General features: G+C 68.7%; 11 protein-coding genes and 1 pseudogene. 4 read left to right on the top strand and 8 right to left on the bottom strand.

What is annotated here, in order from left to right; genetic code table 11:
* The first annotated feature begins 514 nt into the window (after positions 1-514).
* Positions 515-652 (top strand): hypothetical protein, encoded by a 138-nt coding sequence (locus OP86_RS30780; RefSeq protein WP_157849890.1) that lies wholly within the window; start codon positions 515-517, stop codon positions 650-652.
* Between the two features lie 530 nt (positions 653-1,182).
* Here OP86_RS30780 and OP86_RS30770 read toward each other — a convergent pair.
* From OP86_RS30770 to OP86_RS34145, 4 genes are all read right to left on the bottom strand, one after another.
* Entirely contained in the window at positions 1,183-1,749 is a 567-nt protein-coding gene (locus OP86_RS30770) for a hypothetical protein (RefSeq protein WP_157849889.1), read from the bottom strand.
* Positions 1,746-3,506 carry an alpha/beta hydrolase gene (locus OP86_RS34150; protein ID WP_051831054.1) on the bottom strand — a complete coding sequence of 587 codons (1,761 nt, stop codon included), beginning with the start codon at positions 3,504-3,506 and terminating at the stop codon, positions 1,746-1,748. The genes OP86_RS30770 and OP86_RS34150 overlap by 4 nt, the downstream gene beginning before the upstream one ends.
* Before the next feature lie 4 nt (positions 3,507-3,510).
* Positions 3,511-3,891 (bottom strand): WXG100 family type VII secretion target, encoded by a 381-nt coding sequence (locus OP86_RS30760; protein WP_030058123.1) that lies wholly within the window; start codon positions 3,889-3,891, stop codon positions 3,511-3,513.
* A 628-nt stretch (positions 3,892-4,519) separates the two neighbouring features.
* The gene (locus tag OP86_RS34145) at positions 4,520-5,134 is read right to left on the bottom strand and encodes a PP2C family protein-serine/threonine phosphatase (protein ID WP_078589091.1); all 615 of its coding nucleotides are present in this window, start codon (positions 5,132-5,134) and stop codon (positions 4,520-4,522) included.
* Between the two features lie 173 nt (positions 5,135-5,307).
* On the opposite strand from OP86_RS34145, the gene OP86_RS38490 reads away from it, so the two are divergent.
* Positions 5,308-5,763: a hypothetical protein gene (locus OP86_RS38490; RefSeq protein WP_030058124.1), complete on the top strand. Its 456-nt coding sequence runs from the start codon at positions 5,308-5,310 to the stop codon at positions 5,761-5,763.
* 60 nt (positions 5,764-5,823) lie between these two features.
* Positions 5,824-6,660, top strand: coding sequence for an IS5/IS1182 family transposase (locus tag OP86_RS30745; protein ID WP_030058125.1), 837 nt, complete (start codon positions 5,824-5,826; stop codon positions 6,658-6,660).
* Positions 6,661-6,849: 189 nt separating this feature from the next.
* Here OP86_RS30745 and OP86_RS33100 read toward each other — a convergent pair.
* Positions 6,850-7,420, bottom strand: a pseudogene (locus tag OP86_RS33100) (DinB family protein).
* 1,156 nt (positions 7,421-8,576) lie between these two features.
* On the opposite strand from OP86_RS33100, the gene OP86_RS37005 reads away from it, so the two are divergent.
* Positions 8,577-8,726 carry a hypothetical protein gene (locus OP86_RS37005; protein WP_157849888.1) on the top strand — a complete coding sequence of 50 codons (150 nt, stop codon included), beginning with the start codon at positions 8,577-8,579 and terminating at the stop codon, positions 8,724-8,726.
* Positions 8,727-8,738: 12 nt separating this feature from the next.
* On the opposite strand, the gene OP86_RS34140 is transcribed toward OP86_RS37005, so the two are convergent.
* The 3 genes from OP86_RS34140 to OP86_RS30720 all read right to left on the bottom strand — a co-directional run bounded on the left by OP86_RS34140 (position 8,739) and on the right by OP86_RS30720 (position 13,048).
* Complete coding sequence (locus tag OP86_RS34140) at positions 8,739-9,929, bottom strand: hypothetical protein (RefSeq protein ID WP_157849887.1); 1,191 nt, start codon at positions 9,927-9,929, stop codon at positions 8,739-8,741.
* Positions 9,930-10,236: 307 nt separating this feature from the next.
* Positions 10,237-11,784, bottom strand: coding sequence for a DEAD/DEAH box helicase (locus OP86_RS30725; RefSeq protein ID WP_078589089.1), 1,548 nt, complete (start codon positions 11,782-11,784; stop codon positions 10,237-10,239).
* A gap of 82 nt (positions 11,785-11,866) precedes the next feature.
* Positions 11,867-13,048 carry a M6 family metalloprotease domain-containing protein gene (locus tag OP86_RS30720; RefSeq protein WP_030259094.1) on the bottom strand — a complete coding sequence of 394 codons (1,182 nt, stop codon included), beginning with the start codon at positions 13,046-13,048 and terminating at the stop codon, positions 11,867-11,869.
* Positions 13,049-13,110 lie beyond the last annotated feature (62 nt).

Raw genomic sequence — 13,110 nt, 5'->3', positions numbered from 1 at the left:
ACACCAACGGCTCCAACGCAGGACCACGACGACGCACCGGCACATCCGAAGAATCACTCATGCAAGATCTAACGACGAATCTCCGGCGCAGGACACTAGGGCCAGGCCAAAGGTCCCATCACAGCCTTGTCCTGCCGCCCGACCGGCACGTGCTGGGCCAGGCTGGGGCGCTTGCGGCGGCGCTTTCGACCAAGACTGGACGGGGCCGCCGTGAAGGTGACCGGGGAAGCCTGGGTTGTGGGCGGGCATGCCGCCCGGCTCACCACGTGAGGAACTTCATTGTGAGGAATGCCGACCTTCCCGCCGCAGGCCTCGGCGGTGTGCAGACCGTGCTGTCAGAAACAGGGGGTTCACTCACCGCCTGCGCCCTCGCTGACACCACCGGGGCGCTCGGACGCTTCCTGAAGGTCCTGCACCCGGGACCGAACCCGCCGCCCCCGCGCTCGGAAGCCGAACCGGCGAGCGGGTGTGCCGCCTCAGCTTCGGGCTGAGGGGCCGGTGGACGGCCAGCGGGATGAACAGGGCCAGTGCCGCGGCCTGGGTGGCGACGGTGAACACGATGACGGCGGTGATGGAGTGGCCGTACAGGGCGCTGATGAGGGTGAAGTCGGCGAGCCAGGCCAGGCCGTGGACGGCGGCGAAGACGCCGTAGCCCGTGCCACGGCGGGCGGCCGGAACGAAGTCGGCGATGGGCTTCCACCTCCAACCGGGGCACTACGCCTGGTTCCAGCACACCCTCGCCCACACCGGCGCAGCCAGCCTGACCGCCTTCGCCGGCGATGCGGACGCCACCGTCCCCTACCTCACCAACCGGCAGGGCCGGAAGCGATACGAGGGCGTCTCGCACGCCGCGATCGGCAGCCTCCAGGACGCGGAGCACGAACTCCTCGGCATCCGTTCGTCGGCACCGAGCACGTGTTCCGCCTCAACCGCACCCGGGTGGAGGCCTTCTCGGGCGTCGCCCAAGACCTCTTCGACCACCCGGCACCACGTTTCGGCAGTTCCTGAGCCAGGGGCAGAGCGATCCGCGCTTCCAACTGCCCGCCGGAGTCACGGTGCACCCAGGCGTGTCCGACAAATGTTCCTCTGGCTGCAGACTTCAGGAGCGCCGGCCGACCCGGGGCGGGGAGGCCGCCGAGCCCGCCCGGCTCGAGGAAGCCCGGGCCGGGCGGGCTCCCGGTGTCAGTGCGACCAGTAGGGGTCGTCGACCGTCGCGCACTCCGCCTTGATGGACTCCGGTGGCCCCTGCGCGAATCCGCCTGAGCCGTCGGGCTCGGTGGAGTCGGCGACATCGACCACGGAGACATGCAGCTCGGCGCAGCCGTCCGCGCCCATCAGGAACTGGAGGTGCTGCTGCGAATCCTTCACCTCCAGCAGCCGCTGCTCACGTCGAACCACGTACCCCTTCGCGGTCCAGCGTTTCTGCACCTGGTCGAGCCGCTCATTCTGCTTCCCCGGCCCGATCCGGACCCGGCCCCATTGCTCGGCCAGCAGTTCCGCGCGGCCGGTCTTCTTGCATCCCTGGGTACCGCAGAACCCAGTGGTGTCGGCCAGGCTGTAGTACCTCGCTTCGGTCCACTGGAGCCCGGGGTGGAAGGCCCCCGCGACGTCGGCGAGCTCGGCTTCGATCCGGTGCTGCGCCTGCTCGACCGGCACGGTGGGTTCCTCGGGCTCCGGCCAGGCGTACCAGCCGATCAGGAGTGCCAGCAGTACCCCCGGCACGGTCATGCGCCATACCGCGGCCTTCACCTCGGGTCCTCTCTGGTGATCGTGTTCCCGTGGCCGCTCACGATCTTCCCGATGTTGGGGAGCGAGTCGCCGCCCTTGTCGTGCTTCCCGAAGTAGTTGTCGTGGGAGTCGGTCACGGTCCCGTCCGCGACTGAGAAGCGCTGCCCGCCGAAGCTCTCGCTCGCCGGGTCCGTGCCGTGCCACGACCCGTCGGGATTCGTGATCGCCTCGACCGCGGCCCAGCCGGGAATGAGCATCCCGGGAGCCGGCGCGTCCGCGACGGGATCGTACTTGGCCGTGCCGACGTACACGTGGTCCGCACCGATCCCGAGCTGCGTCGCCTTGTCCACCCCGACACCCGGGCTGCCGACCAGGACGATGTCGTCGACGGGCAGGCCAACGGGCTGCTGGGTCGCTTTCCCGACCACCAGGGAGCCGTAGCTGTGCCCCTGCGCGGTCATGTGCGCCGGTGCACCCTCGTGGGTGGCCCGGAGTCCGTGGAGGAACTTGTTGTACGCGGCCCCGCCCTCCTCCGCCCGGTCCTGCATGAGCACCGAGGAGCCGGAGCCTTCCAGCTGCGGGGCGTCGTACCCCAGCCAGAACACGGACGCGACGCTCGGGGGAACGTCACCGTTGGCCGTCGCAGCGGTCGTGGCTGACTGGTAGATGCGCTTCGCTGTGGAGGCGTCGCCCGCTCCGACGCCTGCCAGAGTGCTGTTCAGCCCGGGCACCAACGACGAGACGTTCTTGGCCTTGTCCGGGTCGCCCCAGGACAGGATCGCGCGGCCCTGCCCCTGATCGCCGATGCCCAGCAACAGCAGCGGCGGGTCGGAGTTCGGCCCGCCACCGTCGTCGAACTTGCCGTCGAGTCGCTTCTGAATGGACTGGAAGCCGGTGAGCTTCTCCTGCAGGGCGTCGTGCTTGCGCTTCCACTCCGTGTAGTCGGGGTTCTCCACTGGCCCGCCGTTGGTCTCGGCGACGCTCAGGTACCTCGTCGGCTCGGGGCCGAGGTTGGCGAGTTGGGTCTCGCGGTCCTTGATCAGGTTCCTCAGGTTGACCCGGTTGGCCTGGTCGCGGACGGCCGCGGGCACGCCGTCGAGGTTGCCGATCTGATCGGGGTGCTCGTGGATGAACTTCTGCCGCTCGGTGTCGGTGAGGCCGTCCCACCACTTCTTGACGCTGGCCGGCTCGGTGCCTGCGGGCGGTATCTGCTCCCGCCCGGTCTGGGCGGCCAGGTCCTGGGCCACGGTGGCGGCGTCCAGGCCGGTGCCATTGCTGGCGTTGGTTGCGAAGTGGCTCAGCCGCGCGCTGAGCTCCTGGTCCGCGTGGGCGGCCTCGTTGAGCGCGGCGGTGATGGGGTTGCTGATCGCGATGGCCGTCGTCTCGGCGCCGGCTCCCGCGTAGTTCGCGGACGTGGGCTCCTTGTCCCAGGTGATGGTGCCGTCGGGAGCGACGTTGAGCTTGGCGGCCTTGGCGTCGTCGAGGGCGTAGACCAGGTGGGACTGGGCCAGCGCGAACTGCTCGGCAGCCTTGGCGAGGGCCTTGCCGACGAGGTCCAGCTCACTGTGGGCGGACTGGAGTTCGGTGCCCAGGAAGCGGATCCGGGCCTGGGCGTGGTCGGATGCGGTGCCGGTCCAGTGCGAGTTGGTGAGCCGGTCGGCGACCTCGTGCTGCCAGGACTCGATGTGCCGGCCGAAGGCCGAGTAGAGCGTGTCGAAGGCGTTTTTCGCGATGGTGATGTTGATGACGTTGGCGTCGTACAGCGTCTTGATGTCCATCGGGCTACTCGGCCGCCTTCGCCCTGGAGGGCTTCACGGGGCCCGGGACGACCGTCGTGCCGAACGGGTCCGGCTCGTCCGGGACGGGGGCGGCCGGGTTGCGCATGCTGTTGTGGGCGTTCTGCTCGGCCTGACGGTAGTAGGTGGCCGTGGTGGCGAGCTTGGTGCCGACGTTGCCCATGTCACCGGCGAGCTTGTCCAGCAACGTTTTCCAGTTGGCCCCGCAGTCGCGCACCGCCGCGGCCGTCAGCCACCCCTGCAGGGTACCGGCGGCCTGGTTGCACGGCTCCGCGAGCTTCGACGTCTCGCCCGGTATCAGGCCCCCGATGTGCTGCGCGCTCTGTCCGCAGCCGTCCAGTTCGGCAGGATTGACTTTGAATTGCAAGCCCGCGTCAGGATCTGCCATGCATGCCCCCCATGCGTTCGGACCGACGACCGGCCAGCCCGTGTGTTCGAAAACTAACGACGCATGCTAACGGATCCGATACCGAGGAAGATCGACTGACGTGCGGGGAGCGGTGAGCATCCCACCGGCCTCGCCGCGCCCTGAGTAGGGTGCCGCTGCCTCCGGGGTCTGCTCAACTGTGGCTGCCCGAGGGTTGATTGTGGCCGAAAGCGAATTCGGCGGTGACGGCGACAGGGCGCGACTGGGGTCGAGCTGTCGGCGGCGACGCGGACCGACGAGTGGCCGCGCATGTGAGCTACCGGCGGACGGTCAACCCGCCAGCGGGAATTCGCACCAGACGTTCTTGCCGCTGCCGAGCGGCTCCACGCCCCAGTTCCCGGTGAGGGCGTTCACCAGCAGCAGACCGCGGCCGGAGGTGGCGGTCTCGCCGGGGGGCCCGACGGCGCGGCAGGACGCTGGAGTGGTCCCGGATCTCCAGGCGGATGCAGGGGCCGGTCCCGGCCCGCAGTCTTGCGGTGAGCAGTGCGCCCCCGTCGGTGTGGACCAAGGCGTTGGTGATCAGTTCGTCCGCAGTGAGTTCGACGTCCGGCAGAAGGTCGGTTGCACCTCACGCGGCCAGGTCCTGGCGGATCATGGCCTGGGTCTCCGCCGACTCTTCCGGATCGGCCTGGTGGACGTGCTGGGTCATCTGCCGGGTGGCGTGGGTGCCGGGTACGGCTGCGCGGTGCAGCAGCAGGAGTCCCACGTCGTCGCTGCTGCCGAGGCGGCTCGGATGGCCGCCGCAGAGGTGGTTGGCGAGCGCCTCGGTGTCCCGCGGGCCGGTGCGCATGGCGGCGGCGAGGGCTTCGATGCCGTCCGCGATGTCCCGACCGGGGTGTTTGACCATTCCGTCGGTGCACAGCAGCAGGGTGTCCACGGGGTTGAGGTCGAGACGGGTCTCGGGGTAGCCGTCCTGGCCGAACACCGTGGCCACGCCGAGCGGCAGGCCACCGCGGACGCTGGCCCAGCCGGTGAGGTCGGTACTGTGCCGCACGAGTGGTTCGAGGCGGCCGGCCCGCACCAGGCGAAGTGTTCTGGTCTCCACGTCGGCGTCGACGTAGATGCAGGTCGCGGACCGCTCGGTGTCGAGATCGGTGAGGAACCTGGACGCGCGGGCCATGACCGTGGCGGGGGTGTCTCCTTCGGTGGCGTAGACCCGCAGGGCGATCCTTAACTGACCCATGAAGCTTCGCCATCTTCGAACGTGCTGGTCGGAGGGGCTGGTGTAACAGGGCTGCGCGGTGCTCGTGCCGGTCGCGGGCAGGAGTCTGCGGTCTTGATCGTCTGACGGGGCGGCCGAAGTGGTTTCGCCGATTTCTCCGCGTCGCGGGCGAGGTGCCACCTAAGATCCGGTTCATGGCGGAGTCCCAGATCGCGGAACGGGTCGCGGCACGGCGCGCGGAGCTGGACGAACTCGAAGACCAGCTGGTCAAGCAGCTGGAGCAGGTGCGGGCCGAGCGGGACGAACTCGCTGTCGCCGAGCGGGTCTGGAAGCGGATGGCCGAGCAGTTCGCCGCGGAGACAGCGGTAGCCGCACCGGCTTCGGTGCAGGTCGCGGGCCACGCGGTGCTGCTGGTTCCGCACCGCGGACCCGGCGTTGGAGTGGACGCGCTGCCGCCGGATTACCAGCGGATCCTGGCCATCGTCCGCGGTGCCGGCGGGCCGGTTGCGACCAAGCAGGTCGGCGAGGAGCTGGGGCTGGAGGTGGCGGTGCGCGGCAAGCTGGAGCCGCTGCGCGGGAAGCTGTCCAAGCTCGCCGGGCGGGGGTGGCTGCGCAAGCTGCCCGACGGCAAGTTCACCACGCGCCTGTGACCTGCGGCGCCGTGGGGCTTGAGGGGTAACCGCTGCGCCCCCGGCGACCGTTGACGTTGTGTGACGAACACCAACAAGCCCGCCGAGGGCGTCTCCCTTGTCTACCAGTGCCGCCTGGACCTGTCCACGAGCACCATCGACTACCTTCGTGACCTGCTGCGATCCCGCCTGAAGGCGATCCGCTCCCCATATCGGTCGCTACCAGTCGGTCGGATCGCGGTGCTCGTGCTGGCGATGCTGCGGCACGACCAGCGGCTGCTGGACCTGGCCGGCGGCAACGGCGTCCCGGAGTCCACCCTGCGGCGCTGGCGCGACGAGATGATCGACCTGCTCGCCGCGAAGGCCCCGCGCCTGGACCGGGCGCTTCGCAAGATAGCCGCGCGGGGCGGGGAGGTCGTCCTGATCGACGGCACCTTGATCCCCACCCAGCGCCGCACCGGGAAGGCGAACCGGCCCAACTACTCGGGCAAGCACCACCGCCACGGCCTGCACTTCCTCGCCCTGACCGACGAGAAGGGCAAGCTGATCTGGATCTCCGCCGCCCGGCCCGGCCGCACGCACGACGCCACCGCCGCCCGCCGCGACAAGATCGTCGAACACCTGAAGACAGCCGGCCTCGGCGCCCTGGCCGACCTCGGCTTCCTCGGCGTGGACAAGCCCAAGAACGCCGACGACCAGGTCATCGTCACCGGCTACAAGGCCACCCGCGCCCGCAAGCTCACCCCGGGCCAGAAGCAGGCCAACCGGATCCTGGCCGCCGGACGCGCCCCCGTCGAACACGACTTCGCCCACCTGAAGGCATGGCGGATCCTCACCAAGCTCCGCACCGACCCCACCCGCGCCACCGCCCTCCTGCGCGCCCTGCTCGTCCTGACCAACCTCGAAGCCAGCCGATGACAGTGCCGTGAAGGACGATCAAGACCCCAGACTCCCGCGATCAACCAGCTCGAGCACCCCGGAGAGCCCGCACGCCAGCACCGCCGAGCAGCACGTTCGAAAGATGGCGAAGCTTCACTGAAGCTCGCAGCCACGGAGCGTCACGGAGTCCACGTAGGTTCCGAAGCTCGATCGCCGGTTACCGGAAAGTCATGGTCGGCGCGGTACGGCTCCGTCCCTGCCAGCGATAGAGGTCGCGCAGCAGGGAAATCTCAGCGCCGTGATGGATCAACTCCCTATTGACGTGCAGGACCCTGTTCTCCATGGGAAACCGCTCGGGACCCACCGTGGGCAGATTCTCCAGGTCAGCGTCCGAGAGCGCGCGGACCCCCGCATTCCATCTCCCGTACATCTCATCGAGCTGTTTCAGCGCCTCGTCAGCGGTCCCCGCGTAGGCGAATGTCTCGGAGGCGACGTCCTGGCCGCCGAAGTACCATCCGACCCGATAGCCCAGGCACGAGACGATGATGTGCGCCAGCCGCCAGGCAATCGTGGTCACCGGCGCCGGCTCCGGCACCCGATCTGGGGACGCGAAGTCCATCGTCCACTCCCCCGAACCTTCCGACATCGGTGCGGCCGACGTGCCACGTGGGCGGATGCTCCAGCAGCCGCCCACCGGCTCCCAGAAGTACTCCTCATCGGTAAGTCCGTCCAGCCGCGGCCGCAGGTTCATGCGCCAGTGCCAGTCCAACTGCTCCGCGAGCCGCTCGCTTTTCGTCATTCCCGCACACTACATACAACGGAGATCTGGCTGCGACGCTCGCGAACGCCATCGCCGGCCGTGGGCCGCGAGACCGTGCCGCACCGGGAGATGACGCTGGGGGCCGATGTGCCGTGCGGGCCGCGCCGCCGCGAGCGGCTGCTTGACATCAACAATCCGGCTGGCTGGGTTGGGCTCAATGACCCAAATGCGACAGCATCGACCGATGACATGACGGATGATCAAGACCGCAGACTTCCGCCCGAGATCAGCATGAGTATCCCGAGCGAGCACCACACCAGAGCCTCCAACCTGCATGTTCGAAGATGGCGAAGACTCACGGTAGTTGGCATCCAGCCGCTGCGGAAGGGATGGCCGCTTTGGCAGCAGCCGAGAGGCCATCTGGATGGCGCGGCCCGCAGCAGCTGAGCCCCGGTCTCAGGCAGAAGACAGGGTGTTCGACGAGTCCGTAACCCGTCCCCAGCGGTTCAGCTGCGGGTCGGTTGCGCAGGGAAGGCGGCTTTAAGACTTCAGGACCTCACCTCGCGTGTCCAGCCGGAAGGATCCCGGTGCCAGAAGGCTCCTTGCCCTAGCCCGACGCGGCCACCCGGGCCCGTGCTGCCCTGAGGATGCGAGATCCGCCCGTGCAATCCCGGAAGCCCGGCGGGGAGGGGCGCCTGGCCGTGGTGCCGCGTTGTACGGCAAGGTGGGGTCCATGGCAAGTGTGGCGAATCCTGCGGCTTGGCGCTCTGTCCGCGAGGCGGCCCTCTCACAGGTGTCCTCGGAGAGTGAAGGGATCACGCTCTCGGTCCTGGGCACCCGTGCCCTTCTGCTGTACCGGATTGATGAAGGTGAGCATCGCAGGCGGGAAGCGGTTGGCGCTGAGCGGTTGGACAGCATCCCCGTGTTGGAGTGCCTGCTCGGCCTTCCGGTCGACCTTCCCGTTCCGGTGGGCTCGCTCCCGCAGCGAGTAGAGGTTCGTGGTTTCCCTCACGGAGCGGTCGAGTCGGACACGGAGCTGGTGACACGTCGAGCGGTCCGGCCGCTCGCCGTTGACCTCGCGGTTGTGCCGGCCACCGACTGGCGGCGGGGTCTCGAGCGTGCAGGCCGATTCGCACCGTTCTGCCGCCGAGCCGTCCTGCTCCGCCGGACCCCGTGCGCGGGGCTGGACGAGATCTTGACGGAGGCCGCCTTCTACGGCATCGGCGTCTTCGTCCATGAGCAGGACGGGATCCGGATAGCCCTGCAACCCGAGGCGTACAGGCCTCTGCGGCACACCGCAGCGGCCTGGCACTTCGTCGAGGAGCTGTACGGACGACTTGGTTGAACCGCCCGCCTCTCAGTCCGCTCCTGCGCCTGTCGATGTCGAAGGTGCCGTCGCATTCAGGAGGGACCACCGCAGCAGTTGCGGCTGGACCCTGAATCCGTTCGGCTGCTGGATGGCGGCGTTGACGAGCGGATAGCGGTTCACGGCGGCACGGCAGCGTTCCTGCCACCACCGTTGGCGGTCGGGCCCGGGTGCCAGGGTCTGCAACGTCTGCTGCCAGGACAACAGCACGGATGTGTTGTGCTGGGCTGCCGTTTTGGCGTCACGATTGCTCGGGAAGCTGTCCAGCGGCCGTCGTCCGCAGGCCGTGCACTCACAAACGGGTGCGTGCGTCGCGGCGAAGCGGCGTGCGAGGGTCTTTCCGAAGAACAGGGCCATCAACTCGGGGAACAGAACGGACGGGGAATCGGCGAACCCCGAGCTCTTCGTCGGCTCGCCGGGCGGCACGATGTGCCGGAGGCGCCCTGAAAGCCCGTAGCCGGCGAATGCCGCGCCCCTGGCGAGCGCGCCGAACGCCGCGAGATCGGCCCGCAGCAGGGCGGTGCCCGGTACCTGAGCCAGGACCCGGGCCAGGCCGGTGAGAGCGTCGGGGAAACTCGCCAGCGGGTCCAACTGGCCGCCGAGCATGATGGCCTTGGATCCCGGTGCTGTGCTCAGTTCATCGATGAGACTGTCGACCAGGTCGATCTGCAGCCAGCCGACGTCGATCGGTAGCGCGAGCACGATTCGAGGATCCTCGCGCACGACCACCTCGCGCACAGCAGCTCGCACAGCGGCCGTGTCCCCGGCTCGGAGGTACCCGGTTGGCGTGAGCGCCGCCGTCGCTCCGACGGCGAGCTGCTCCTGGACTGCCTGACCGAGCGGGTCGGTGGCGGGGAACTCACCGGTCCGCTGCAGGTAGGGCAGGTCTGCCGTCGCGATGCCGACCTCGTAGAACGCCGGGTCGGCGAGGAGCACGTCCTCATAGCCCTCCTCCCGTAGGTCCAGTGCCTTCCTGAGGGCCTTCGGCCCACCGATCACGAGCCCGCTCCGGCCTGTGTTGAGCTGGTCTCGCACCCACCCCACTCGCGTGGCGTCCACATGGATGAGCAGTCGTTCGGCGAGCAACTCCGGTTGGGCGAAACGAGCTTGGTCGATGAAGCGGAACCTCCGCCGTCGGGAGGATCCACGGGAACGGGAGCGCGGGACGGAGGAGTCGGACATGGCCTCGCCTTCGAATCGGCGGAAACACTCGACGACGTACTCGTGACTTCAGTGTACGGACTGGAGCGACACCGGGCGGACAGAGGCGTTCGGCTGGTGGATCGCTCCATATGACGTCAACTGCCGAACGCGGAAGTGAAAATCCAGGATCCCATGTCGAAGAACTGGTACCTGATCGCGGCTCAGTGGGCTTGGCAGGAGGAGTAGCGGCGAGCTGCGACCCGAACGCTGGGCGGCGGCGACCACGGACGATTCACCGTGGATCGCCGCCGACCAGTGCGTCGGTGCCCGAGGGGTATCTGCATGCTCAACTGGTGAGACCTGGCACGCCTGTTCCGGCCAAGATACGCCATGCCGGGATGCGGATGCTCCGGGTGACCGGTGCCGATTTCGCCCCGACTCCACCCGAAGGCAGCCCCACGAGAAGCTCGCAGCGAGCCTGTGTGAGTCGCAGGTGGCGCGCCGGCTCCTCGTCGTTCCGCGGGCCTTCGTCGATGATCAGCACGACGTTCTCGTCATTCCCCGAGACCTGGCCGCGTGTCGTGACCACGAAGTCGACGGTCGTCCCCCCGACAGGAACAGAGCGCTCCAGGGCATGGATGCCGTGGTCGTCGAGGTGGGCCTGGAGCCGGTCGGCGAGTTCAGTGTGTCGTGCGGACACCGGAACCGGGGTAATGGGCACGTGATCGAGCGCAGCCGGTCTGGTGGTCCGGTCGCGGTTGACCGGGACCGACCGGCTCGCCAGCTCGGCCGGAAGCCCGGCGTGCTTTTGCCAGAAGGCACGGTGGCCAACCGTGATCAGCTGAGACCTGGCTCGGGTGACGGCAACGTTCCAGAGGTTCATCTGGCCCGCCACCCAGTGGATCGTGTTCTGCGGCGCGTTGTCGGTGGCGACGAGGGTGAGCACCATGACGTCGCGCTGGCCGCCCTGGAAGGCGTGCACCGTTCCGACCAGGACGCGGTCGTCGCGCAGTCTCCGCTCCAGGAGTTCCTTCTGTGCCCGGAAGGGAGTCACAACGCCGACGGTCGCATCGACAGGCAGGTGGCTCAGCAACTCGGACACCACCCGCTCGACAGCCGACACCTCCATGGTGTTGCACCAGGATCCCCCGCGCTGGCCGCGGGCGGACTCCCCGGTGGGCACATCGACCCACGACAGCACGGCCCCGGGACCGGGGCCCCCGGTCAGGTCCACAGCCGGTACCTGTTCGCGGATGTCGGTCAGCACCTTCAGCCGCCCCGCGTAGCAGTAGCCGTTCACGACATCCGCGATCTCGGGGTGGCAGCGGTAGTGCTCATCGAGTAGCAGTGCTGACGACGCACCTGAGCGGGCGGCGTCGTAAGAGGAATGCGTCCGGTAGGAGAGCCGGTGCTCCTCCAACCAGGCGGCGCTCAACCCAGCGCGCTCCCTGGCGGTTCTCTCCTGCTGGGGGGAGATCGAGGCGATGTGCCCCAGCTGCATCGGGTCGCCGATGATCAGCGCCCGCTTGGCGCGGAGCAGCAACGGGAAGATCGACGGGACGGAACACTGGCTGGCCTCGTCGATGATCACGAGGTCGAACAACTTGGGTGACCGCTCCAACTGGCGCACCGAGTGGGTACTGATGGCCCAACCCTTAAGGTGCCTCAGTAGTTGCCGCTGGCTCTTCTGGAAGGACTTCCGCTGGCGAAGTGCCTGGAGTCGCTCGTTCATTGCCTCCCTCGCTGTACGGAGAGCTTCTGCGGACCTGGACTGTGAAGCCTCGGCCGACAGCGCGGAGATCCGGCCGGCGAGTGTCGGCAAACCCGCTCCAGTGGTCTGGTCGTCCGTAGCCTTCAGTTCGGACAGAAGTCTCCTGAGCTCGACTTCAGTCATGGCGAAGTCGGCCAGCTGGCCGAGGTCTTCAGGCCCTCCGGGGCCAGGGGGAAGTATCGTCCCCGCAGGCTCCGGATGCCGGTCACCAGCGGCTGATCTGCACCGTGTCGCCGTACGGGCCGCCGCTGCGGACGGAGATCTGGACCCGGGCGGACCAGTCGGTGAAGCTTTGGCCGGGGCGGTGGGCGGCCATGTCGAGCGGAGTACAGCCAGCCGGCGGGGTGTCGGCGGGGTTGCCGTTGACCACCTGGACCGGGCCGTAGCCCGTTTGGACGGAGGTGTCGATGCGGTAGATCAGCACGCCGGTGGAGCAGGGGTGCTGGTCGGTGTACGCCGCGCGGCGGGACTCGGCGACGTAGGCGGTGGTGTCGCCGGTGCGGATCACCGCGATCTTGGTGCCGCCGGTGTACTCGACCGCGTTGAGCTGGACGGTGGTCCAGCCCGGGGAGGGCAGGCAGGCGACCTGGTCGTCGTCGATCCAGCCCAGCTTCCAGGACTCCCAGCCGGTGTACTGCGGGGCCGGCCCGCCGATCCGCCCCATCAGGTCCCAGCCGCCGACGTACCGGTGCTGGTCGGTGCCGGTGAAGGCGTACAGGTCGGGCAGGCCGAAGGTGTGGCCGGTCTCGTGGTCGGCGATCTTCGGGCCCCAGTACCACATGTCCTGGCCGAAGGTGACGGCCCATTTGATCCGGGTGCCGTTCGCGGTGACACCGCTCGTGGTGGGGTCGTAGACGTAGGTCGGCGTGAAGCTGATGGCGGCCGCCGTCCGGGGCGGGACGACGTAGATCAGGTCGTACCGGGAGAAGTCCGCGTAGGGGGCGGCGGCTGCGACAGCGTCGCGGACGTAGGCCTCGTGCTGTTCGAAGCCGATGCCGCGCTGGAAGCCGTACGTGGTGGAGGCTTGCGGCATGCGCAGCCAGCGGTCAAGCGGGGTGACGGCGAGCCAGGTGCGGCCGTAGGAGGCCTGCCACATCCAGTCGGCCGCGGGGGCGAGTTGGGCGCTGTAGGCGGAGGTGGGGCCGTCGGCCGGGGCGTCGGGGAAGTCGACGAAGAGGGTGAGCACGCGTTTGGTGCCGAGCGGTTGCTGGAAGCGGGTTCGGTCGGTGTCGTGGCCCTCGTCGGTCCAGCCGGTGGTGCCGGACAGGGCACAGGCCGAGGCCGGGGAGCCGGCTGCCGCTCCGGCGTCCGGGGCGAGGGCGAGGGTGAGGAGCAGGACGAGGGTGCCGAGGAGGGCCGGCAGGGCGGGGGTTCTCGGAGATCGCACGGGTGTACCTCTGTCTCTTATACACATCTGACGCTGCCGACGAGCGGTCTAGTGTAGATCTC

It is taken from the genome of Streptomyces novaecaesareae, from assembly GCF_000716875.1.
Classification (GTDB): domain Bacteria; phylum Actinomycetota; class Actinomycetes; order Streptomycetales; family Streptomycetaceae; genus Kitasatospora; species Kitasatospora novaecaesareae.
This window is presented reverse-complemented; position numbering and strand designations above follow the sequence as displayed.